This window comes from Pseudonocardia sp. ICBG601 (assembly GCF_020496245.1).
This window is the reverse complement of the sequence record NZ_JAHLJA010000148.1, coordinates 1099945-1122186: the sequence shown is the minus strand read 5'-3', so window position 1 is coordinate 1122186 and position 22242 is coordinate 1099945. Positions and strand designations below refer to the sequence as shown.

Sequence of the window (22242 nt, the reverse complement as noted above, 5' to 3'; positions counted from 1 at the left end):
GAGGTGGACGAGGTGGTGGGACCCGAGCAGATCCGTATCTCCGACGCCGAACGCCAGGCCGTCGCCGACCGGCTGCGCGCCGCCCACGCCGAGGGCTACCTCGACCTCACCGAGTACGACGAGCGCCTGACCGAGGTCTGGCGGATGCGCACCCGCGGCGACCTGGGCCGGGTCACCCGGGACCTGCCCGCCTCCTCGGCCCCGTCCCGGCGCGACGGTGTGGTGTTCTCCGCGACGGCCGGGGGCGTCGCGATGCGGGTCCTGACGGTGATCTGGCTGTGCATCACCGCCGCGGCCGCCGCCGGGACCTCGGTGCTGGCGTTGCTGACCGACCTGAGCCCGTGGTGGTTCCTGGTCTTCTCCGCGCCGTCCGGTGCGGTGCTGCTGACGTTGTGGGTCGCGGGCGCGGGACGCCCGCGGCGCGGCGGCCGGTAGCCGCCGCGCCGGAGCCCGTCAGCTGCCCGCCTTCTCCTGCTCGTAGCGCTTGGTCATGGTGTCGACGGCGTCGAGCTGGGTCTGCGCGTGCTTCTCGCGCGTGGAGCTGGCCCGGTCCTTGGCCGCCAGGGTGCCCGCGGCCTGCCCCTGGAACTCGGGCACGACGTACTGGGCGATGAGCTCCCAGGACCGCTTCGTCGCCTCCGGGTTGGCCCACTCGTGGCCGAGCAGCAGCATCGCGCCGAACCCGCCGGACTGGTCGACGAGCTTCTGCACCTGGGCCTTCGCGTCCTCGACGGTGCCGATCGCGCCGATCCCGGCGTCGTTGATGAAGTCGATCATCTCCTTGGCGTCGCCGCCCTCGACCGCCATCTGCGGGAAGGCCGCGACCTTCTGGAAGTAGCGGAACCAGTGCTCGATGCCGTACTCGACCTCGCGGTAGGCCTGTTCCCGGGTCTCGGCGACGTGCATGAGGCCGACCAGGCGCCACTTGCTGCGGTCCGGCGCGGGCTGCCCGTGGTGGGCGGCGCGCTCCTCGACGACGCTCCAGTGGTGGGCCAGCGCGTCGAAGCCGTCCTGGGTGAGGGTGGCGCCGATGGACAGCAGGCCGATCCCGTGCTGCCCCGCCATTCGCGGCCCGGTCGGGGACGCGACGGCGGCGACCGCGATGTCGAAGCACGGGTCGCTGTAGGGCGCGAGCTGCAGCTGGGCGTCGATCAGGTTGTGGGTCCTGGTCTCGGCGTTCACGACCTCGCCGCGCAGCAGCCGCATGATGATGTCGAGGTTCACCTCGAGCAGCTCACGGGTGTCGGTGGGGTTCAGGCCGATCATCGACGAGTCGGTGGGCAGCGAGCCGGGCCCGCAGCCGAGCATCGTGCGTCCGCGGGTGAGGTGGTCGAGCATCACCATGCGGTCGGCCACCCACAGCGGGTTGTGGTAGCTGATGGAGGTGACGCCGGTCCCGAGCCTGATGTTCCGGGTCCGCTCCGCCGCCGCGGCGATGAAGATCTCGGGCGAGGCGATGATCTCCGAGCCCGCGGAGTGGTGTTCGCCGATCCACGCCTCGTCGAAGCCGAGCCGGTCGAGGTGTTCGACGAGCTCGAGGTCGCGCTGCAGCGCGAGGGTGGGGTTCTGACCGGGCTGGTGGAACGGGGCCAGGAAGGTGCCGAATCGCAGTCTGCTCACGGTGACTCCTCGTCGGTCCGGTGCCCACTCCGTCGAGGACACCGCCACGACAGTCCCTACCCGCCGTGACCGGCGTCACGCAAGCGTTGCACGACAGTGGCAGACCGGGTGAACGGCCGGTGTACGGACGTCCGTGACGACCCGATAGGTTCCGCGATCATGGGACACCGCGAGGAGCTTCTGGACGGGGCCGCGCAGTGCCTCTACGAGAAGGGGTTCGGCCGCACGACCGCACGGGACGTGGTGGCCGCTTCCGGGACGAACCTGGCCTCCATCGGCTACCACTTCGGTTCCAAGGACGCCCTGCTCACCGAGGCCCTGCTGCGGGCGACGACGGCCTGGGGCGAGGAGCTCGACCGGGCGCTCGCCGAACCCGCGGGCGGGACCACCGACCCGCAGCGCCGGGTCGAGGAGACCTGGAGCCGGGTGGTCGGCCTGTTCTCCACCCAGCGACGCCTGTGGGCCACCCACGTCGAGGCGCTCGCCCAGGCCGAGCGGCTGCCGGAGCTGCGCGCGAAGCTCGCCGAGGCCCAGCGGGAGGTCCGTGAGGGCCTGGCCCTGACCTTCCACACGCTGCCCGACGACCCGGCCGCCGCGGACCGCCGCGTGCACGTGCTCGGCTCCGTCTACCAGGCGCTGCTCACCGGGCTCATGGTCCAGTGGATGCTCGACCCCGACACCGCGCCGTCGGGTGTGGACATCGCCGAGGGCCTGCGCGCCATCGCCGACCGGGCCGACGCCTTCGCCTGATCCCCGGCGGGTCAGTGCCAGGGCTCGACCCGGCCGATGATCGTCCCGCCGCGGACCGCGCCGGGCTCGGCCACCCGCACGGTGAACGTCCCCAGCGCGAGGAAGCGCAGGGTGACCGTGCCCCCGGCGCTGACGTCGACGGCGCGGCCCTGCTCCGGCACCAGCACCCGGCGCGCGACGTCGCTGCCGACGGTGAGCACCACCGTCGTCCCGCGGCGCACCCGCACCGTCGGGACGGCGGGCTCCGGATGCGTCGCGGAGTGGTCGAACCGGACGGCGGTGAGGCCGTGCGAGTCGGCCTGGGCGGTGACCGTCGGGCCACTCGCGACGGTGCCGGCGGTCGATCCGACCGCACCGCAGCCCGCAGCGGCCGGGGAGAGGACGAGCACCCCGGCGAGCAGCAGCCGGGCCGGTCTCCGCATGCCTCCATGCTGCCGGATGCGCGGCCGACGACCCCGCCCGGTGCACCCGTTCGTGGCGTTCGGCACGATCGGGTCGTGAGCCCGCACCCCAGCGCCCCCGTTCCCCCGACGCTCTTCGACGACGAGCGCGAGCAGCGCTGGCGGTCCCGGTTCACCGCGGCGCGCATGTCGCGCCCCGGCTGGGCCCGCGACGCACCGGCCCGCTCGGTCTACGTCTCCAACGCGACCGGCACCTTCGAGATCCACGCCTGGGACCGCGACTCCGGGGAGCACCGCCAGGTCACCGACCGGCGCAACGGCACCACCTCGGCCGTGCTGCCGCCGGACGGCGGGCACGTCTGGTGGTTCGCCGACACCGACGGCGACGAGTTCGGCCACTGGGTCGCCCAGCCGTGGTCCTCCGGTGCGGGCACCGACACCGTGCCCGCCGTCCCCGGCGCGGGCGACGGCTACCCGGCGGGCCTGGAGATCGGCCGCCGGGTCACCGCGATCGGGGTGTCCACCGACGACGGCACCGTCCTGTCGGTGCACGAGCGCGGCTCCGGCACCGACGCCCGGGAGATCTACCGGCACACCGAGGACGCGGGCGTCGGCGCGCTGTCGGAGGACGAGACGCTGCTGGCGATCTCGCACTCCGAGCACGGCGACTCCCGCCACCCGTCGCTGCGGGTGCTCGACGTCGCCACCGGGGACACCGTCGCCGAGCTGCACGACGGGCCCGGCCGCGGCCTCGCCGCGCTGGAGTTCTCCCCCCTCGCGGGCGACCAGCGGCTGCTCGTCGGCCACGAGCGCCGCGGACGCGACGAGCTTCTGGTCTGGGACCCGACCACCGGTGAGGTCACCGAGCTCGCGGTCGACCTGCCCGGCGAGCTGGTCGGCGGGTTCGTCCCGGACGCCTCGGCGCTGCTCGTCGCGCACACCCACGCCGCCCGCACCCGGCTGTTCCGCTACGTCCTGGCCTCCGGCGAGCTGACCGAGCTGCCCACCGCGCCCGGCTGCGTCGGGTCCGCCGAGGTCCGCGACGACGGCACCGTGGAGTACTCCGCCTCGTCGGCGGCCACCCCGTCGCAGATCCGGGGGCTGCGCCCGGACGGCACCGACGACGTCCTGGTCGCCCCGCCCGGCGAGCGCCCGCCCGGCTCGGTCGCCGTCCGCGACGTGTGGACCGGGGTCCCGGCCGGGCAGGTGCACAGCCTGGTCGCCGAGGCGCCGCGCGTCGACGGCCGTCCGGCGCCCGCGGTGTTCGTGCTGCACGGCGGCCCGCACGCCGCCGACGAGGACCGTTTCGACGCCGGCCGCGCGACCTGGGTCGAGGCCGGGTTCACCGTCGTCGAGGTCAACTACCGGGGCTCCACCGGCTACGGCTCGGCCTGGCGGGACGCGATCGAGGGCAGGCCGGGGCTGACCGAGCTGGAGGACGTCGCCGCCGTCCAGGACGCGCTGGTCGCCGACGGCACCGTCGACCCGGACCGCTGCGCCGTCGACGGCTGGTCCTGGGGCGGGTACCTGTCGCTGCTCGCCGCCGGGACGCAGCCGCAGCGGTGGGCCGCGGCCGTCGCCGGGGTGCCGGTGGCCGACTACGTCGCCGCCTACGCCGACGAGATGGAGCAGCTGCGCGCGTTCGACCGGGCGCTGTTCGGCGGCTCCCCCGACGAGCTGCCCGACCTCTACCGGGAGGCCTCGCCGCTGACCTACGTCGACGAGGTCCGCGTACCGGTCCTGGTGCTGGCCGGGGAGAACGACCCGCGCTGCCCGATCCGGCAGATCGACAACTACCTCGACGCGCTGGCCGGACGCGGGGACGTGACCTACGAGGTCAGCCGGTTCGACGCCGGGCACGGCTCGCTGGTGGTGTCCGACCAGCTGGACCTGATCGCGACCGAGGTCGACTTCGTGCGGCGGGCGCTGGGCTAGTCGCCGAGCAGGCCCAGCACGTTCTCCGGCGGCCGGCCGACGACGGCCCGGTCGCCGTCGATCACCACGGGCCGCTCGATCAGCTTCGGCTCGGCGGCCAGCGCGTCGAGCAGGGTGTCCCGGTCGGCGCCGGCGAGGCCCTGCTCGCGGAACGCGGGCTCGCCGGTGCGGGTGATCGCGAGCGGGTCCTCGGTGCCGAGCGCGGCCAGGGCCCGCTCCAGCTCGGCGCGGGTCGGCGGGTCGTCGAGGTAGCGCCGCACCGTCGGTTCGACGCCGCGGTCGGTCAGCAGCGCGAGGGCGGCGCGGCTCTTCGAGCAGCGCGGGTTGTGCCAGATCTCCACCTGCCGAGCCTAGGACGCACAACGGCCCCGGGGTGTCCCCCGGGGCCGTCGCCGTGCCGAGCGGTCAGCCGCCGTTGCGGACGGCCTGCTCGATCCGGTCGCCGATGTCCTTGTCGACGTTGCGCCAGTACTCGAAGGCGCGCTGCAGGACGGGCTCGGTCACGCCGTCGAGCAGGTGCCCGGCGACGTTGCCGACGAACCGTTCGCGGGCGGCGTCGTCGAAGACCTCGCGGACCATGATCCCGGCCTGGCCCCAGTCGTCGTCCTCCTCGCGGAGGGAGTACGCACTGCGGACCATGTCGCCGTCGGCGTACCAGAGGGCCTCGGAGACCCGCTTCGGGTCGGCCGCCGGGCCGCCGTAGGAGTTCGGCGCGTAGATCGGGTCACGGGTGTTCGTGATCCGCATGGCGCCGTCCTTCTGGTAGTTGTTCACCTCGCTGCGGGGCGCGTTGACCGGGATCTGCTTGTAGTTGACACCGAGCCGGGCGCGGTGGGCGTCGGCGTAGGAGAACCCGCGGGCGAGCAGCATCTTGTCCGGCGACAGCCCGGTGCCGGGCACCAGGTTGTTCGGCTCGAACGCGGCCTGCTCCATCTCGGCGTGGTAGTCCTCGACGTTCCGGTCCAGCGTCAGCTTCCCGACCTTGATCAGCGGGTAGTCGCTGTGCGGCCACACCTTGGTCAGGTCGAACGGGTTGTACCGGTAGGTCTTCGCGTCGGCGAACGGCATGACCTGCACGTACAGCGTCCAGGACGGGTGGTTGCCCGCCTCGATCTCGTTGTAGAGGTCGGCCTGGTGGTAGTCGGGGTCCGAGCCGGCGAGGGTGTCGGCCTCGTCCTGGGTCAGGCACTCCACGCCCTGGTCGGACTTGAAGTGGTACTTCACCCAGACCATCTCGCCGGCCTCGTTGATCCAGCTGTAGGTGTGGCTGGAGTAGCCGTTCATCTGCCGCCAGGTCTTCGGGATGCCCCGGTCACCCATGAGCCAGGTGACCTGGTGCGCCGACTCCGGCGACAGCGTCCAGAAGTCCCACTGCATGTCGTGGTCGCGCAGGTTGTTCGCGACGCGCCGCTTCTGGCTGCGGATGAAGTGCTGGAACTTCATGGGGTCGCGGACGAAGAAGACCGGCGTGTTGTTGCCGACCATGTCCCAGTTGCCCTCGGTCGTCCACAGCTTCAGCGAGAAACCGCGCGGGTCGCGCCAGGTGTCGGGGCTGCCGCGCTCACCGGCGACGGTCGAGAAACGGATCACGCCACGGGACTCGACGCCGGGCTGGAGGAACGCGGCCTTGGTGTACTGCGAGACGTCCTCGGTGGTCTCGAACCGCGCGAACGCCCCACCGCCCTTCGCGTGCGGCTGACGCTCCGGGATGCGCTCCCGGTTGAAGTTCGCCATCTGCTCGATGAGGTAGTGGTCGTTGAGCAGGAGCGGGCCGTCGGGGCCGATCGTCAGCGAGTGCTCGTCGCTGGCGACCGGGCTGCCGGAGTCCGTGGTGGTGGGCTTGGGCTGGTGCGACGTGGTCACGGCCGAGCCTCCTCGTGCGCGTGGTGGGTGGGGCGGGCGGGCGGTGCCCCGCCGGGGCGACCGGGACGCTCCCGCGGCTGCGCGGCCGCGTCGCGGTCGGCGGTGTCCGTTCCCCCAGGGACTTCCCGTGCGGTCCCGGCCGAAACCCGAAACCGGTGCGCGACGACGACCGGGCGCGGGTCAGGATGGGGTCGTGCCCGACACCGCCGCCACCGCACCCCGCGCCGGCCTGGGCGCGTTCGCCGACGTGCTGCGCCTGCCCGGGGTCGGTGCGATCACCGCGATCGGCATGGCCGCACGCATCCCCGCGACGGCCGTCGGCGTCACCCTGACCCTGCACACCGTCACCACGCTCGGCTACGGCTTCGGCGCCGCCGGGCTCGTCGCCGCCGCGGTCCCGACCGGGATGGCGATCGGCGCCCCGCTGCTCGGCACGGTGGTCGACCGGCACGGGCTGCGCCCGGTCCTGGCGCTGACGATGACCGCGGGCCTGCTGTTCTGGTCGGTCGCGCCGCTGCTGGGCTACGCCGGTCTGCTCGGCGCCGCCTTCGTCGCCGGCATCCTGACCCTCCCGGTGTTCTCCCTGGTCCGGCAGGTCATCGCGGCCGCCGTCCCGGCCGGACGACGCCGCCCCGCGTTCGCGCTGGACTCGATGACCGTCGAGATCTCCTACATGACCGGGCCCGCCGTCGGGTCGCTGCTGACGGTGTGGCTGGGCTCGGCGACGACGATGCGCGTGATCGGCGCCGGGTTCGTCCTGGCCGGGATCGCGCTGTGGCGGCTCGACCCACCGGTCCGCGCCGACGGCGAGGGGGCCGCCCGCACCGGCCCCCGCCCTCCGCTGCGCAGCTGGCTGACCCGGCCGCTGGTCGGCGCGCTGCTGGCGGTGACCGCCGCGGTGATCGCGATCATGGGCACCGAGTTCGCGTTCATCGCCGCCCTCACCTCCTCCGGGCAGGCGTGGGCGATCGCGCTGGTCAACGCCGTGTGGTGCCTGGCGTCGCTGGTCGGCGGGTTCCTCTACGGCAGCGCCCGCCGCGGCCTGCCGCTGCCGCTGCTGCTCGCCGCGCTCGGGCTGGCGACGCTCCCGGCGGCACTGGCCTGGTCGTGGTGGAGCCTGCTGTTCCTGCTGCTCCCCGCGGGTCTGGCGACCGCGTCGACGCTCGCGGCGGGCAGTGCCGCGATCGGCGACCTCGCCCCGGACCGGGTGCGTGGCCTGGTCACCGGCCTGCAGGGCTCCGCGACGACGCTCGGCATCGCCATCGCGACCCCGCTGGCGGGGGTGCTGGTCGACACCGCCTCTCCCGGCGTGGCGATGCTGGTCTGCGGGTCGGTCGCGGTCGTCGCCGCCGGGGTGGCGGCGCCGCTGCTGCGCGCCCGGGCCTGACCGGCCGGGGCTGCACGGCCGTCGGCGTCACCGAGACGGTCGACGAGCGGTCGCGCAAGTCGGACACTGAGAGAGTCCACAGACGATCGGCGCAGCGCACCGTCCGGACGCGGCGGGCAGGTGTGCCCCTCGGGCAGACTGGACCGAGTGAGCGCACCGCCCCACCCCGACTCCGAGACCCAGCCCATCCCGAGTGGGCGGCCCCGTCGTCGGGGAGGTCGGGTGCGCTGGGGGTTCGCGCTGTTCCTCGGTGCCGCCGCCGCGCTCGCGACGCTGCCCGACCTCGTCGGTCTCGACGCGCACTCGCCGTTCGCGCAGGTCATCGCCTTCCGGCCGCTGATGGTCGCCGCGCTCGGCGTGCTGGTCGTGATCGGCCTCCTGATCACCCTGGCCGCCCGCCGGTTCTGGCCGGTCCCGGTCGTCCTCGCGCTGGTCGCGCTGGTCGGCGCCGCGCTGGTGCTCCCCCGCACCGTGGCGGGCCCCGCGCCCACCGGCGGGACCCCGCTGAAGGTGCTGGCGCTCAACGTCTACGAGGGCAACGCCGACACGCAGTCGCTCGCCGCGCTCGTCGCCGCGGAGAACCCCGACGTCGTCTCGATCCCGGAGGCGGGCGGCCGCTACGAGAGCGAGATCGCGCCGCTGCTGGAGCCGCTGGGCTACCGGACGGCGTCCAGCGTCGACCGCTGGGACCGCGACGTCACCGGCAACACCGTGGCCTGGTCGAACCGGCTCGGCGACGTCCGCACCCGGATCGGCAAGGACGTCCGCTTCGACTACATCGAGATCACCGGCGGCGGCCTGGGGAACCTGCGCTTCGTCGCGTTCCACTCCGTCGCCCCGGTCCCGCGCTCGGTCGGGCAGTGGCGCTCGGACCTGGAGACCGTCGCGAAGTGGTGTTCCGGGACGAGCCCGGCGATCGTCGCCGGCGACTTCAACGCGAGCCTCGACCACTCGGTGTTCCGCAACGCGATCCAGGGCTGCGGCGACGCGGGCTCGCAGACCGGCAACGGGCTGGCCGGGACCTGGCCGACCTGGGCGCCGTCGTGGCTGGGGCCGCAGATCGACCACATCGTCTACAACGGCGGGATCGCCGCCGAGTCGTTCGGGACGCGGCTGGTGCCCGGCACCGACCACCGCGCGATCGTGGCGACGCTGCGCCTGCCCTAGACCCGCACACGACGACGGCCGCCGCCCCGGGCTCCGGGACGGCGGCCGTCGTAGGTACGGAGGAGGTCAGCCGGCCGCGGCGACCGTCTCCGCCACCTCGTAGGTGTTCAGGGCTGCACCCTTGCGCAGGTTGTCCCCGCACACGAACAGCTCCAGGGTGTTCGGGAAGTCCAGCGACTGCCGGATCCGGCCCACCACGGTCGGGTCCCCGCCGACGGCGTCGGCCGGGGTCGGCCACTCGCCGGCGGCCGGGTCGTCCTTGACGACGATCGTCGGCTGCGCGCCGAGCACCTTGCGGGCGGCGTCCACCGAGACCTCCGAGGAGAAGGTCGCGTGGATCGCCAGCGCGTGCGTGGTGACGACCGGGACGCGCACGCAGGTCGCGGAGACCTTGAGCTCCTGGATCCCGAGGATCTTGCGGGACTCGTTGCGGACCTTCAGCTCCTCCGACGACCAGCCGTCGTCCTTGAGGGAGCCGGCCCACGGCACGACGTTGAGCACCAGCGGAGCCGGGAACGGCGAGTCGCCGCCGACCGGGATCCCGGCCTCGGTCAGGACGGCCGCGACGTCGCCGGCGGCCTTCCCGAGGTCCTTGCCGGCGACCGCGGACAGCTCGGCCTGCAGCTGGTCGATGCCGGGCTGACCGGCACCCGACGCGGCCTGGTACGACGACACGACCAGCGCCTCGAGCCCGAACTCGCGGTGCAGCGCACCCATCGCCGCCATCATCGACAGCGTCGTGCAGTTCGGGTTGGCGATGATGCTCTTGGGCCGCTCGGTCACCTTCTCCGGGTTGACCTCGGGCACGACGAGCGGGACCTCGGGGTCCATCCGGAACGCGCCGGAGTTGTCGACGGCGATCGCGCCGCGGGAGGCGGCGATCGGCGCCCACTCGGCGGAGACCTCGTCCGGCACGTCGAACATCGCGATGTCGACGCCGTCGAAGACCTCGGGCTTGAGCTCCAGGACGGTGATGTCCTGGCCGCGGACCGTCAGCACCTTGCCGGCGCTGCGCGCCGAGGCGATCAGGCGGATCTCGCCCCACGGCACCGACTCGCGGGAGTCGATGATCTCGATCATGGTGGTGCCGACGGCACCGGTCGCGCCGACGAGCGCGAGGACGGGCTTGTCCATGGCCATCTCAGCTCACCGGCCCGTTCCGGCGGCGACCACCGCGTCGTCCTCGGCGCCGAGCTCGAACGCCTCGTGCAGCGCCTGCACCGCGTCGTCCAGCTGGTCGGAGCGGCAGATCACCGAGATCCGGATCTCCGAGGTGTTCATGGTCTCGATGTTGATCCCGGCGTCGGAGAGCGCCTCGCAGAACTTCGCGGTGACGCCGGGGTGGTTGCGCATGCCCGCGCCGACCAGGGACACCTTGCCGATGTCGTTGTCGTAGATCAGCTCGGCGAACCCGATCTCGGCCTTCGCGCGCTCCAGCGCCGCGACGGCGGTGTCACCGTCGGTGCGGGGCAGCGAGAAGGTGATGTCGGTCTTCTTGTCCGCCACGTTGGAGATGTTCTGCAGGACCATGTCGATGTTGATCTCCGCGTCGGCGACCGTGCGGAAGATCTTCGCGGCCATGCCGGGGGTGTCCGGCACACCGGTGACGGTGATCTTGCCTTCGGACCGGTCGTGGGCGACGCCGGTGATGATCGGATTCTCCAACGGGATCTCCTCGATCGAGCCGGAGACCAGGGTGCCCGGCTTGTCGTTGTAGGAACTGCGCACCCGCAGCGGGACGCCGTAGCGGCGGGCGTACTCGACGGCGCGCAGGTGCAGCACCTTGGCGCCGGACGCGGCGAGCTCGAGCATCTCCTCGTAGGTCACCGTCTCGAGCAGGCTCGCCTTGGAGACGATCCGCGGGTCGGCGGTGTAGACGCCGTCGACGTCGGAGTAGATCTCGCAGACGTCGGCGTTCAGCGCGGCCGCGAGCGCGACGGCGGTGGTGTCCGAGCCGCCGCGGCCCAGCGTGGTGATGTCGCGGGAGTCCGCGCTCATGCCCTGGAAGCCGGCGACGAGCACGATGTGCCCCTCGTCGAGGGCCTCACGCAGGCGCCACGGGTTCACCTCGGTGATGCGGGCGTCACCGTGCTTCGAGGTGGTGAGCATGCCCGCCTGCGAGCCGGTGAACGACCGGGCCTCCGCGCCGAGGGCGTGGATCGCCATCGCGACGAGTGCGTTCGAGATCCGCTCACCGGAGGTGAGCAGCATGTCCATCTCCCGCAGCGGGGGCTTCGGGGAGATCTGCTCGGCGAGATCGGTCAGCTCGTCGGTGGTGTCCCCCATGGCGGACACGACGACGACGACATCGTGGCCCTCCTTGCGGGTACGGACGATGCGCTCGGCGACCTTCTTGATCCGCTCCGCGTTCTCGACCGACGAACCGCCGTACTTCTGCACGACGAGGGCCACGCCGACCTCCAATCCTGGCTCCGCGGTGGAGCCGTCGGGTGCTCTCTCTTCGACCGCCGGGATGCGCAGGTGACGCATCGGCGGCGCTGGTCGGAACGGAACAGTACCGGCGAGCGCCGTCCGTTTTCAGGATCTGGACGGTCACCGATGACCCAGACCACACGGGCTCGCCCGCGGACCCCGCGCTCGGGTATGCGCGCGGGCCGCACGGCACCGGACCGGGGGCTCAGGCCCGGACGGGCTGCTGCCTGCCGCGGTGCCGGCGGACCGCGTCGGTGTTGCCGCAGCGTGCGCTGCAGTAGCGCTGCCTGCCGTTGCGGGAGACATCGGCGTAGACGCGGGTGCAGCCCTCGGCGGCGCACCGGCCGAGCCGGTCCATCCCCCGGGTCGCCAGGTGGGTGGCGGTGCCGGTCGCGAGCAGGGCGCGCAGCACACCGGCCAGGCCCAGACCGTCGTCGCGGTGGTGCAGGTGCCAGTGGCCGTCGTGGTCGGTGAGGCGTGGCGGCCCGGTCGACTCGGCGAGCAGGGCGTTGAGCAGCCGTGCCCGTTCCGCGCCCGGCTCGGCGTCGACGACCCCCTCCCACCGGCGCAGGAAGTCGAGCACCGCCGGCAGGTCGGCGCCGACCGGGTCCCAGTCGCGCGTCACCCCGGCGGCGAGGCAGCGCGCGACGAGCTCCCCGGTCGACGACGGCGGCGCGTTCACCAGGTCGGCGGCGAGGAGCGCCGGATCACGTCCGTAAGGGTTGATGTGCACTGACCCATTACAGCAACGTCGTCGTCGTGAGTACACCCCTGGACCACGAGTGGGAGACGACGTCGCGGCACCGCACCGCCGACGGCGTCGTGAGCTACCAGCGCTGCCGGTGCGGGGCCTGGCGGATCCGGCTCGCCGCGCCCCGCACCGCGACCGTCGCGGCGAGCGCCGGACGCGCCCGCGGGCTCAGGTGAGCAGCTTCTTCTGGACCTTGCCCATCGGGTTGCGGGGCAGGCCGTCGAGGAAGACGACCTCGCGGGGGCGTTTGTGCCAGGACAGCTGTGCGGCGACGTGGTCGATCAGCGCCTGGGCGTCGTGTCCGTCGCCGACGACGTAGGCGACGATCTTCTGGCCGAGGTCGGGGTCGGGGGCGCCGACGACGGCGACCTCGGACACGGCGGGGTGGTCGAGCAGGACGGCCTCGATCTCGCCGGACCCGATCCGGTAGCCGCCGGACTTGATGAGGTCGGTGGACTCGCGGCCGACGATGCGGTGGAACCCGCCCGCGTCGCGGACGGCGAGGTCACCGGTGCGGAACCAGCCCTCGCCGGCCCAGCACTCGTCGTTCGCGTCCGGGCGGTTCAGGTAGCCGTCGAACAGCATCGGGCCGCGGACCTCGAGGCGCCCGACGGTCTCGCCGTCGTCGGGGACGTCCTCGGGTGCCTCGTCGGACGCGGGGAGCAGCCGGGTCTCGGCGCCCGGGAGGGGCAGTCCGACCCAGCCGGCGCGGCGTTCCCCGGAGGCGTGTGCGGACAGGGTGATCATGGTTTCGGTCATGCCGTAGCGCTCCACCGGTGCCTGCCCGGTGAGGGCGGCGATCCGGTCGAACAGTGATGCGGGCAGGGGTGCGCTGCCGGAGACGAGGAGCCGGGCCCGGCCGAGTGCGCGGGCGGCGTCGGGTTCGTCGACGATCCGGTTCCACACCGTCGGCACCCCGAAGTACATCGACGCGTCGACCGCGGCGTAGCGGGCGGGTTGCGGCTTCACGGTGTGCACGACGCGGGAGCCGCGGCGCAGTGATCCGAGGACGCCGAGGATCAGGCCGTGGACGTGGAACAGGGGCAGGCCGTGGGCGACGGTGTCGTCGGGGGTCCAGTCCCAGACCTCGTACAGGGCGTCGAGGCCGGCGGCGATCGCGGCGCCGGAGAGCTGGGCGCCCTTGGGGCGTCCGGTGGTGCCGGAGGTGTAGAGCAGCATCGCGGTGGCGGCGGGGTCGACCGGGCGCGGGCCGATCGGCTGCGCCCCCGGGACGACGACCGGCAGGTCGACCCCTTCGGGCAGCTCCCCGGCCCAGGCCGTCGCACCCGAGTCGGAGAGCACGTGGCCGCGCTCGGCGGGCCCGGAGTCCGGCGGGACGGGCACGACCGGGACGCCGGCGAGGATGGCGGCGGTGATGGCGACGACGGTGTCGATCGAGGCGGTCGCGTGGACGGCGAGGGGGCCGTGGTCGGGGATGCCGGCGGCGAGGCGGCCGGCCCGGTCGAGGAGCTCGGCGCGGGACAGCACGTCGTCGCCGACGGTGACGGCACGCTCCAGGTCCCGGGGATCGGTCAGCGAGGTGAGCAGCAAGGTCGGTCTCCCGGTCGTGGGGGTCGGTACGAGATCGGTGGAGGGTGGGTGCCCGCGGCGCGCGGGATCTCCTCCGCGAGCGCGGCCCGCATCCGGGCGACGAACGCGGCGGGCTCGTCGGCGGCGTCCGGACACTCGTCGACGATCCGGTCCACCGCCCCGAGCGCCAGCAGGTCGGCGCTGCGCACCCGCTGCGCGGCGACGGTCTCCGGTGCCCGGTCCGGTGTGCCGTGCACGATGACCGAGGCCCCCTCCGGCGGGAGCGGGGTCAGCCACGCGTGCCGGGCCGCGAGGACCCGGTCGGCGGGCAGCAGCGCCAGGGCCGCACCGCCGCCGCCCTGCCCGAGCAGCACCGACACGACGGGACCCCCCGGCCCGCCGGGCCCGGCCAGGCAGCGCGCGATCTCCCCGGCCAGCGCTCCCTGCTCGGCAGCGGGTGACAGCTCGGCACCGGCGGTGTCGACGACCGTCACCAGGGGCAGGCCCAGCTCCCCGGCGAGCCGGGCACCCCGGCGGGCCACCCGCAGGTCGGCGGGCCCGACCGGACGGGTGGCGGTCCGGTCCTGCCCGACCAGGACGCACGGCGACGTCCCGAACCGGGTCAGGCACAGCACGGTCGCCGCGGCCGTCTCCCCCGCGCCGGTGCCGTGCAGCAGCACGGTGTCCGGGTCGGTGAGCAGGTCGCGCACGCCCGGCCGGTCCGGGCGCCGCGTCGCGGTGACCGAGGTCCACGCGTCGGGCACCGGTCCCGGCGCCGGGCCGGGCTCCGGCGCCGGGGGCACCGGCGTCGGGGCGTGGCGGGTGAGCGCGACGACCCGGCGCAGGAACCCCGCGAACCCGGCGGTGTCGAGCACGGCGTCGACGACACCGTGCCGGTACAGGTTCTCCGCGGTCTGCACCCCGTCCGGGAACGCGGACCCGGTCAGCCCCCGGAACACCTTCGGCCCGAGGAACCCGACGAGCGCCCCGGGCTCGGCGACGGTGACCGACCCGAGCGACCCCCAGGACGCGAGCGACCCGCCGGTCGTGGGGTGCCGCAGGTGCACGACGACCGGCAGCCCGGCCCGGCGGTGCGCGGCGACGGCCCGGGCGATCCCCGACATCGCGAGGAACGCCGCGGCCCCGTCCTGCATCCGCGTCCCGCCGGAGGCCGGTGCCAGCACCAGCGGGAGCCGGGCCGTCGTCGCCCGCCCGGCCGCCGCGACGATCCGGGCGGCCGCGACGGTGCCGACCGACCCGGCGAGGAAGCCGAACTCGCTGCAGACCACCGCCACCCGGAGCCCGCCGGCCCGGCCCTCGCCGGTCACGACGGACTCGTCGGTCCCGGCGCGGGCACGGGCCCGGTCGAGCTCGGCGCGGTACCCGGTGGACGCCCCGGGCGGGGGTCCCGCCGGGGTGTCCCAGGACCGGAAGGAGCCGGGGTCGAGCACCGCGTCCAGGTAGCGGGACGACGCCGGACGGACGGGCTCGGGGACCGTCACCGCTGCCCCGCCACTCAGCCCAGGTCGACGATGGCGGCGACCGGGCCGCCGCCCTCGGGACCCTGGTGGGCTGCGGACACCGACACGAACACCGCCGGGTCGCCGGTCACGGCCGCGGTGACCCCGCCGACGCAGGACTTGATCTGCCGGTGCCAGTGCACGTCGGAGTCGTCGAGCATCGCGTTGCGCCGGCCGCGGACGGTGCCGTCCTGCGACGCCTCGCACTTGAGGAACACGTTGACCAGGCGGCCGTCCAGGTCGGAGGTGTGCGGCCGCTCGGGCAGGTCCAGGCCCGCGTCGCGGATCGCGTTCCAGATGCCGTCGGCGTCGAGCGCGTCGGTCATGACCGAGTGCCCGATCCGGTAGCGGCCACCGACCCCGGTCGCGTTCCCGACCACGACGACCTGCGCCCGGTCCAGCTCGACGCCCGACGAGCAGGACGCCACCGCGGAGTAGAGGTCGCGGTCGTGCATGACGTCGGCGTCGGTCGGCATCTCGATCTCGCCGAGCGCGACGGCGACGCCGAGCGCGGTGCACCCGTTGGACAGGTCCATCGACTCGTGGGTGTGCTCGGTCCACACGGTCTTCCCGCGGGACTTGGCGTCGCGGATGGTGTGGATGGTCAGCAGCGGGGTCTTGGTCTGGACGTAGTGCACGTCGGCGGGGTCGGTGATGCCGGCCTTCTTCATCGCGGCCTGCACCGCGTCGGCCACCTTGGTGATCATCGGCGTGCGGCCGATGTCCTCCGGGGCCAGCTGCTCGCTCATCGCGAAACCGACGGTCAGACGGGGCTCGTCGGAGGGGACGACGTCCTCCGGCGGGACGGTCGCGAAGATCGTCGCGTGCGGGCTGATGACGCCGTCGGTGCCGCCGGACCAGACGATCGGGACCTCCCGGACCTGCTCGGCCGGGGCGCCCTTCCCGATCAGCACCTCGCGGAAGGCGCGGTCGGCGATGATGCGGGTGTAGTCGTTGACCCCGCCGTTCCCCTCGGTCTTGCCGATGATCGCGACGACCCGGCCGGCCTGCAGGACCCCGTCGTCGATCAGCGTCGCGAGCTCGCTCGCGTCGGCCACGGAGTGGATCGGGACCTTGCGCACCTCGATGGCGTCGGGCATGACGGACTCTCCTTCTCCAGCGGTCTCAGGACGGGACGACGACGGTTCCGGCGCCGCCGGTGACGGCCTCGGTGATGTGGGTGAGGTCGGTGATCACGGCGCGGGTGCCGCCGTTCTCGACGAAGCGGCAGGCCGCGTCGACCTTGGGGCCCATCGAGCCGCCGGCGAAGTGCCCGTCGGCGGCGTGCGCGCGCAGCTTCTCGACACCGATCGTGCCGAGGGCCTCGGCGGCCGGGGTCCCGAAGCGGAGCACCGCGTGGGGCACGTCGGTGCCGATGACGAGCACGTCGGCGCCGACGGTGCGGGCGAGCAGCGCGGCACCGAGGTCCTTGTCGATGACGGCCTCGACGCCGGCCAGCTCGCCGGTGGGCCGTCGCACGACCGGGATCCCGCCGCCGCCGTTGCCGACGACGACGAACCCGGCGTCGACCAGGGCACGGATCGCCGGCCCGTCGACGATCTCCAGCGGCTCGGGCGAGCCGACCACCCGGCGCCAGCCCCGCTCGCCCCGGTCCTGCCAGGTCTGGCCGTGCTCGACCAGGACGGCGGCCTCGTCGGCGGGCAGGTAGCGCCCGACCGGCTTCGACGGCCGGAGCAGGCCCGGGTCGTCGGCCGAGACCCGGGTGCGGGTCACCACGGCGGCGGTGCGCCGGTCGACCCCGGCCGCGGCCAGCGCCGCGTCCAGCGCCGTGGTCAGGACGAAGCCGAGCGTCCCCTGGGTCTGCGCGCCGCACCAGTCCAGCCCGACCGGCGGGACGACGGCGGCCGCCAGCTCGTTCTTGACCAGCAGGTTCCCGACCTGCGGGCCGTTGCCGTGGGTGATGACGACGTCGTGGTCGCGGGCCAGCAGCCCGGCCACCGCCCCGGCGGCGACCCGCGCCGCGGCGATCTGGTCCTCCGGCCGCGCGCTGCCGTCGGCGGCGGTCATGGCGTTGCCGCCCAGTGCCAGCAGGACTCTCACGACGACGAACCTAGGAGCAGGGTGGCCGTCGTCTCACCGTCGTGGGCGACGGAAACCGCGCCGGTTCGATGGCAGGAGTTGCCGAAGGTCACGGGTGGTCCTTCCCGAGGAGGTGGGCGAGCGGACGGGTGCCGACGGGCAGGCCGTGGCGGTCGTAGTAGGCGAACATCGCGTCGAGGACCGGGCCGAGACCGGACGGTCCGGGGACCCGCTCGGCGGTCGTGCCCGCCTCCGCCGCCAGCTCGGCGACGGTGGCGGTGCGCGACGCGAGCTCGTAGGTGGCGCCCTCGTGGCCGGGTTCGGTCAGGACGATCGCGGCGGCCGCCCCGACCTCGTCGAGGTCGGCGAACCCGAAGACGGCGTGCACGTCGTAGGGCACCCGGACCGGCCCGGTCAGGTCCAGGTTCTGCAGGTAGGCGCCGGGCTGCAGGACCGTCCAGCGCAGCCCGGACCGGCGGACGACGTCCTCGGTCCGGGCCTTGCCCAGGTGGTGGGGCATGTCGGGGGCGTACGGCGCGGCCACCGAGTGGTAGCCGACCCGGGTGACGCCCGCGGTGCGCAGCCCGTCGAGCCAGCCCGCGACCAGCGCCGGCTCGTCCGGGTGCAGGTTCGGGGCGATCAGGTAGGCGGCGTCGGCGCCGGCCGCGGCCCCGACGACGGCGTCCGCCCGCCCCAGCGGGACGGCGGTGGCGCCCCGCGCCCGCAGCGCGGCCGCCACCGCCCGTCCGGTCTTGCCGTTGCCCCCGCAGATCACGACCCGCACGGCGGGCCTCAGAGCCGGTCGACGTCGGCGTGCGTGGCGCCCCCGGCCAGGGACGCGTAGCCGGGGCCGCGGTCGAAGAACGCGTCGTCGTCGCGGGACCACGCGGCCCGGCCCGCCCGCTCGGCCGTGGTGGCCGCCGCGTCGAAGCCGAGGGTGTCGTCGTCGAGGTCCCCGGTCAGGACGACGCCGTAGTCGGCCAGGGCCGCCGCGGCGGACACCTTGCGCCACACCACGTCGCGCACGACGGCCGCCGGGTCGCGGCGCAGCGGGTCGCCCCAGCCGCCACCGCCGGTCGTCCGCACCCGGATCACCTCACCGGCGCGGACCGGCTCGGCGTCGGCCAGCGCGTCGACCTCCCGCTCGTTCGGCCCGCCCGGGTCGATGACGACCTCGAACGGCCGCCCGGCCTTCCCGCCGCGCACCCCCCAGCAGGCCAGGATCGACCGGTCCGCGATCGACATGAAGTGCGCGTCCTTCAGCATCCGGACGTGCTTCTCGTAGCCGAGGCCGCCGCGGAACTCCCCGGCGCCGCCGGAGTCGGTGGCCAGCGACAGCGACTCGACGCGGAACGGGAAGCGGGCCTCGGTGAACTCGGTGGGCAGGTTCCGCGAGTCGGGGACGACGTGGATGGTGTCCTCGCCGTCGGCGTAGTAGCGGCCGCCGGAGCCGCCGCCGAGCACCTCGCGCATGAGGTAGGGGCGGCCCTCCAGGTCCTCGCCGTAGACGCCGGTGTAGCGGATCGTCTCCTGGTCGGCGGGCATCCGGCCGTCGACTGCCTTGGCGACGACACCGGCGAGCACCCCGAGCAGCCGCAGGATGACGAAGGTGCGCGCGTTGGTCGGCGCCGGGAACACCGGGGTCAGCAGCGTCCCGGGCGGCGGGAACCGCATCTCGATCAGCGGGACGATGCCCTCGTTGACGTCGAGCTCGGCCATCCGCTCCGGGGAGTCGGCGAGGTTGCGCAGGATCGGCGCGAGCCACTTCTTGAGGAAGACGCCGTCGGAGTAGTCGCCGCAGTGGTTGATCGGCCCCTTGGCCTGCGGGGAGGTGCCGGCGAAGTCCAGGATCAGCCGCTCGCCGTCGGGGTCGTCGGGGCCGGTCCGGGTGAGCGTGATCCGCTGGGCGTGCAGCCGGGGCTCCTCGACGCCGTCGTGCTCGGCGTAGTCCTCCCAGGTCCAGGTCCCGACCGGGATCCGGCCGACGATCTCGCGGCGGTAGGTCTCGGTGGTGCGGGAGATGATCGCGTCGAAGCAGGACTCGACGGTCTCGATGCCGTAGCGGTCGAACAGCTCGCCGAGGCGCCGGGCGCCCATCAGGCAGGCCGAGCACTCGGCGTCGAGGTCGGCGGCCAGCGAGTCGGGCATCCGCGAGTTGCGGGTCATGATCGCCAGGGCGGCCCGGTTGGGGACACCCGCGTCCCACAGCCGGATCGGCGGGACCATCAGTCCCTCCTCGAACACGCTGGTGGCGTTCGAGGGCATCGAGCCGGGGACCGCGCCGCCGATGTCGTCGTGGTGGCCGAAGGCCTGCACGAACGCGACGACGCGCCGGTCGCCGGCCGGCCCGGCGAAGACCGGGACGGTCACGCACAGGTCGGGCAGGTGCCCGATGCCGCCCTCGGAGCGGTAGACGTCGTTGTGGAAGAAGACGTCGCCCTCGCGCATCTGGTCCAGCGGGAACTCGCGGGCGATCGGGTGCACCAGCGCGGAGTAGGACCGGCCGGTGAGCTTGCGCAGCCGCCGGTCGTGGATGCCGGCGCGGAAGTCGTGCGCGTCGCGGATCATCGGGCTGCGGCTGGTGCGGGCGATGGCGGTCTCGACCTCCATCTCCACGCTGGCCAGCGAGCCCTGCACGATCTCGACGAGGACCGGGTCGGCGCTCGCCCCGGCGTCGTCGGTCAGCGGGCCGAAGGGGAACGCGGTGGGGGCGCGGCGCGAGCCGGTGTCGGCCGGGCGGTCGGTCGCCGTCGTCGCTGTGGTCACTGGTCGGCCTTCCGGGTCACGATGATGTTCAGGCGGGTGTCGACGCGGGCGGTGAAGCCCGGGTGCAGCGGGACGGTGGAGCCGAACTCCTCGACGATCGCCGGCCCGTCGACGACCGCGCCGGGGACGAGGTCGGCCCGCCGGTACACCGGGGTGTCGACGAAGCCCTGCGCGGCGTCGAAGCAGACCGGGCGCCGGCCCGCCTCGGCGACGACCGGGTCGGCGACGAGGTCGTGGGTGGCGATCTCCGGGCGGCGGATCGGGCCGATGCCCGAGACCCGCAGGTTGACCCACTCGACCTGCTGGCCGGGGTCGCCGGCGAAGTCGTAGCCGTAGAGGGCCCGGTGCGCGGCGTGGAAGGCGTCGGCGACCGTGACCAGGGCGTCCGGGGTGACCGGCCCGTCCGGCACCGGCACGCGGACCTCGAAGGCCTGCCCGAAGTAGCGCAGGTCGGCGGTGCGGACGAAGCCGTGCTGCGCGGCCGGGAAGCCCTCCCGGTCCAGCGCGGCGGCGGCCTGCGCGGTGAGGTCGTCGACGATGCGGGACACGTCGGCCGGGTCGAGCCCGTCGGCCAGCGCGACGTGGGTCTGCACGTAGTCGTTCTTCACGTCCACGGTGAGCAGCCCGAACGCGGAGACGTTGCCGGGGTTCGGCGGGACCAGGACGGTCGGGACGCCGAGCACGTCGACGAGCCGGCACAGCAGCAGGGAGCCCGAGCCGCCGAAGGTGGTGAGGGCGAAGTCGCGGACGTCGAGGCCCCGCTTGACGGTGACCTGGCGCAGCGCGTTGGCCTGGTTCCAGGCCGAGATCTCCAGGACGCCGGTGGCGCACGCCTCCGGGGTCAGGTCGAGCTCCTTGGCCAGGGCCTCGATCCCGGCGCGGGCGGCGTCGACGTCGAGCGGGATCTCCCCGCCGAGCAGGTGCGGGGGGATGCGGCCGAGGAAGACGTGCGCGTCGGTGATGGTCACCTCGGTGCCACCCTTGCCGTAGCAGAGCGGGCCGGGGTCGGCGCCGGCCGAGTGCGGGCCGACCTTGAGGGTGCCCTCCGGGGAGATCCAGGCGACCGAGCCACCGCCGGCGCCGACGGTCACGACGTCGATCATCGGGATCTTGGACGGGAACTGCCCGACCGAGCCCTCGGTGGTGAGCGTCGGCTCGCCGCCGACGACGACGCTGACGTCGGTGGAGGTGCCGCCGCCGTCGGAGGTGAGGACCCGGTCGTAGCCGGCCTCCTGGGCGATCAGCGCGGCACCGAGCGCACCGGCCGCGGGCCCGGACAGGACGGTCGTGATCGGCTGGTGGACGACCTCGTCGGCGGACAGGACACCGCCGTTGGACTTCATGACGTAGAACGGGATCTCGCGGCCGTCGTAGGCGGTCAGCCGGTTCTTGATGTTGGAGACGTAGGCCGACAGCCGCGGCTTCACGGCGGCGTCGACCAGGACCGTGGTGGCCCGCTCGAACTCGCGGTACTCACGCAGGACCTCGCTGGACAGCGACACGACGGCGGCCGGGTGCTCCTCGGCGAGGATCTCCCGCATCCGCTCCTCGTGGGTGGGGTCGGCGTAGGCGTGCAGGAAGCAGACGCCCAGGGTGTCGACGCCGTGGTCGCGGAACCAGCGGGCGGTCGCGCGGGCCCCGGCCTCGTCGAACGGGCGGACCTCGGCGCCGGTGAAGTCGAGCCGGCCCTCCACGCCGCGGACCAGGTCGCGGGGCACGATCCGGTTCGGCTTGACCCAGAAGTAGGAGTTGCCGTAGCCGTCCGGGACGGACTGGCGGGCGATCTCCAGCATGGCCTCGTAGCCCGCGGTGGTCACGAAGCCGAGCCGGTCGACCTTGCCCTCGAGCAGCTGGTTGGTGGCGACGGTCGTCCCGTGGCTGACGGCCTCGATGTCCGCCCCGGTCGCGCCCAGCAGCTCCAGGACCTTGTCGATGCCGGCGAGGAAGCCGTCGGCCGGGTTGGCCGGGGTGGAGGGCGTCTTGGTCGTGACGAGCTCGCCCGCCCGTTCGTCGAAGGCGACGACGTCGGTGAACGTGCCACCGGTGTCGATGCCGATCCGGATGCGCCGGGTCATCGGG

At 74.0% G+C, this 22242-nt stretch carries 20 protein-coding genes; 6 read left to right on the top strand and 14 right to left on the bottom strand.

What is annotated here, in order from left to right:
* The first annotated feature begins 3 nt into the window (after positions 1-3).
* Positions 4-435, top strand: coding sequence for a DUF1707 domain-containing protein (locus tag KPL57_RS34565; protein WP_226354782.1), 432 nt, complete (start codon positions 4-6; stop codon positions 433-435).
* A gap of 18 nt (positions 436-453) precedes the next feature.
* On the opposite strand, the gene KPL57_RS34560 is transcribed toward KPL57_RS34565, so the two are convergent.
* Positions 454-1620, bottom strand: a complete 1167-nt coding sequence (locus tag KPL57_RS34560; protein ID WP_226354781.1) for an LLM class flavin-dependent oxidoreductase — start codon at positions 1618-1620, stop codon at positions 454-456.
* A 159-nt stretch (positions 1621-1779) separates the two neighbouring features.
* Here KPL57_RS34560 and KPL57_RS34555 point away from each other — a divergent pair, with 159 nt between their 5' ends.
* The gene (locus KPL57_RS34555) at positions 1780-2370 is read left to right on the top strand and encodes a TetR/AcrR family transcriptional regulator (protein WP_062399584.1); all 591 of its coding nucleotides are present in this window, start codon (positions 1780-1782) and stop codon (positions 2368-2370) included.
* An 11-nt stretch (positions 2371-2381) separates the two neighbouring features.
* Here KPL57_RS34555 and KPL57_RS34550 read toward each other — a convergent pair whose 3' ends face one another.
* A complete protein-coding gene (locus KPL57_RS34550) occupies positions 2382-2792 on the bottom strand; it encodes a hypothetical protein (protein WP_226354780.1) in 411 nt (136 codons plus the stop codon).
* A gap of 75 nt (positions 2793-2867) precedes the next feature.
* On the opposite strand from KPL57_RS34550, the gene KPL57_RS34545 reads away from it, so the two are divergent.
* Entirely contained in the window at positions 2868-4706 is a 1839-nt protein-coding gene (locus tag KPL57_RS34545; RefSeq protein WP_226354779.1) for a prolyl oligopeptidase family serine peptidase, read from the top strand.
* Here KPL57_RS34545 and arsC read toward each other — a convergent pair.
* Both arsC and KPL57_RS34535 read right to left on the bottom strand, forming a co-directional pair.
* Positions 4703-5047 carry an arsenate reductase (glutaredoxin) gene (arsC, locus tag KPL57_RS34540; protein WP_073575768.1) on the bottom strand — a complete coding sequence of 115 codons (345 nt, stop codon included), beginning with the start codon at positions 5045-5047 and terminating at the stop codon, positions 4703-4705. The genes KPL57_RS34545 and arsC overlap by 4 nt on opposite strands.
* A 64-nt stretch (positions 5048-5111) precedes the next feature.
* Positions 5112-6569 (bottom strand): catalase, encoded by a 1458-nt coding sequence (locus KPL57_RS34535; RefSeq protein WP_226354778.1) that lies wholly within the window; start codon positions 6567-6569, stop codon positions 5112-5114.
* Positions 6570-6762: 193 nt separating this feature from the next.
* Here KPL57_RS34535 and KPL57_RS34530 point away from each other — a divergent pair, with 193 nt between their 5' ends.
* Positions 6763-7956 (top strand): MFS transporter, encoded by a 1194-nt coding sequence (locus tag KPL57_RS34530; RefSeq protein ID WP_226354777.1) that lies wholly within the window; start codon positions 6763-6765, stop codon positions 7954-7956.
* Between the two features lie 222 nt (positions 7957-8178).
* The gene (locus tag KPL57_RS34525) at positions 8179-9123 is read left to right on the top strand and encodes an endonuclease/exonuclease/phosphatase family protein (RefSeq protein WP_226354776.1); all 945 of its coding nucleotides are present in this window, start codon (positions 8179-8181) and stop codon (positions 9121-9123) included.
* A gap of 66 nt (positions 9124-9189) precedes the next feature.
* Here KPL57_RS34525 and KPL57_RS34520 read toward each other — a convergent pair whose 3' ends face one another.
* From KPL57_RS34520 to KPL57_RS34510, 3 genes are all read right to left on the bottom strand, one after another.
* Positions 9190-10263 (bottom strand): aspartate-semialdehyde dehydrogenase, encoded by a 1074-nt coding sequence (locus KPL57_RS34520; protein ID WP_226354775.1) that lies wholly within the window; start codon positions 10261-10263, stop codon positions 9190-9192.
* 6 nt (positions 10264-10269) lie between these two features.
* Positions 10270-11535 carry an aspartate kinase gene (locus KPL57_RS34515; protein WP_226354774.1) on the bottom strand — a complete coding sequence of 422 codons (1266 nt, stop codon included), beginning with the start codon at positions 11533-11535 and terminating at the stop codon, positions 10270-10272.
* Between the two features lie 226 nt (positions 11536-11761).
* Positions 11762-12289 carry a CGNR zinc finger domain-containing protein gene (locus KPL57_RS34510; RefSeq protein ID WP_226354773.1) on the bottom strand — a complete coding sequence of 176 codons (528 nt, stop codon included), beginning with the start codon at positions 12287-12289 and terminating at the stop codon, positions 11762-11764.
* A 26-nt stretch (positions 12290-12315) separates the two neighbouring features.
* Between KPL57_RS34510 and KPL57_RS34505 the strand changes: the two genes are divergently transcribed.
* Positions 12316-12483 carry a hypothetical protein gene (locus tag KPL57_RS34505; RefSeq protein ID WP_226354772.1) on the top strand — a complete coding sequence of 56 codons (168 nt, stop codon included), beginning with the start codon at positions 12316-12318 and terminating at the stop codon, positions 12481-12483.
* Here the strand turns inward: KPL57_RS34505 and KPL57_RS34500 are convergent.
* The 7 genes from KPL57_RS34500 to KPL57_RS34470 form a co-directional block, all read right to left on the bottom strand.
* Positions 12476-13858 (bottom strand): acyl-CoA synthetase, encoded by a 1383-nt coding sequence (locus KPL57_RS34500; RefSeq protein WP_226354771.1) that lies wholly within the window; start codon positions 13856-13858, stop codon positions 12476-12478. The genes KPL57_RS34505 and KPL57_RS34500 overlap by 8 nt on opposite strands.
* Complete coding sequence (locus KPL57_RS34495) at positions 13840-15339, bottom strand: carboxyl transferase domain-containing protein (RefSeq protein WP_226354770.1); 1500 nt, start codon at positions 15337-15339, stop codon at positions 13840-13842. The genes KPL57_RS34500 and KPL57_RS34495 overlap by 19 nt, the downstream gene beginning before the upstream one ends.
* Positions 15340-15353: 14 nt before the next feature.
* A complete protein-coding gene (locus KPL57_RS34490) occupies positions 15354-16457 on the bottom strand; it encodes a ring-opening amidohydrolase (RefSeq protein WP_226354769.1) in 1104 nt (367 codons plus the stop codon).
* A gap of 25 nt (positions 16458-16482) precedes the next feature.
* The gene (locus KPL57_RS34485) at positions 16483-17418 is read right to left on the bottom strand and encodes a carbamate kinase (RefSeq protein ID WP_226354768.1); all 936 of its coding nucleotides are present in this window, start codon (positions 17416-17418) and stop codon (positions 16483-16485) included.
* 88 nt (positions 17419-17506) lie between these two features.
* Positions 17507-18181 carry an SDR family oxidoreductase gene (locus KPL57_RS34480; protein ID WP_226354767.1) on the bottom strand — a complete coding sequence of 225 codons (675 nt, stop codon included), beginning with the start codon at positions 18179-18181 and terminating at the stop codon, positions 17507-17509.
* A gap of 8 nt (positions 18182-18189) precedes the next feature.
* A complete protein-coding gene (locus tag KPL57_RS34475) occupies positions 18190-20163 on the bottom strand; it encodes a hydantoinase B/oxoprolinase family protein (RefSeq protein WP_226354766.1) in 1974 nt (657 codons plus the stop codon).
* Positions 20160-22238 (bottom strand): hydantoinase/oxoprolinase family protein, encoded by a 2079-nt coding sequence (locus KPL57_RS34470; protein WP_226354765.1) that lies wholly within the window; start codon positions 22236-22238, stop codon positions 20160-20162. Before KPL57_RS34470 ends, KPL57_RS34475 begins: the two co-directional genes overlap by 4 nt.
* Positions 22239-22242 lie beyond the last annotated feature (4 nt).

Bases quoted from the DNA above. Each gene is read 5' to 3' on its own strand.
- KPL57_RS34470 (WP_226354765.1), bottom strand. From the start codon at position 22,238: ATGACCCGGCGCATCCGGATCGGCATCGACACCGGTGGCACGTTCACC.
- KPL57_RS34550 (WP_226354780.1), bottom strand. From the start codon at position 2,792: ATGCGGAGACCGGCCCGGCTGCTGCTCGCCGGGGTGCTCGTCCTCTCC.
- KPL57_RS34520 (WP_226354775.1), bottom strand. From the start codon at position 10,263: ATGGCCATGGACAAGCCCGTCCTCGCGCTCGTCGGCGCGACCGGTGCC.
- KPL57_RS34555 (WP_062399584.1), top strand. From the start codon at position 1,780: ATGGGACACCGCGAGGAGCTTCTGGACGGGGCCGCGCAGTGCCTCTAC.
- KPL57_RS34490 (WP_226354769.1), bottom strand. From the start codon at position 16,457: ATGCCCGACGCCATCGAGGTGCGCAAGGTCCCGATCCACTCCGTGGCC.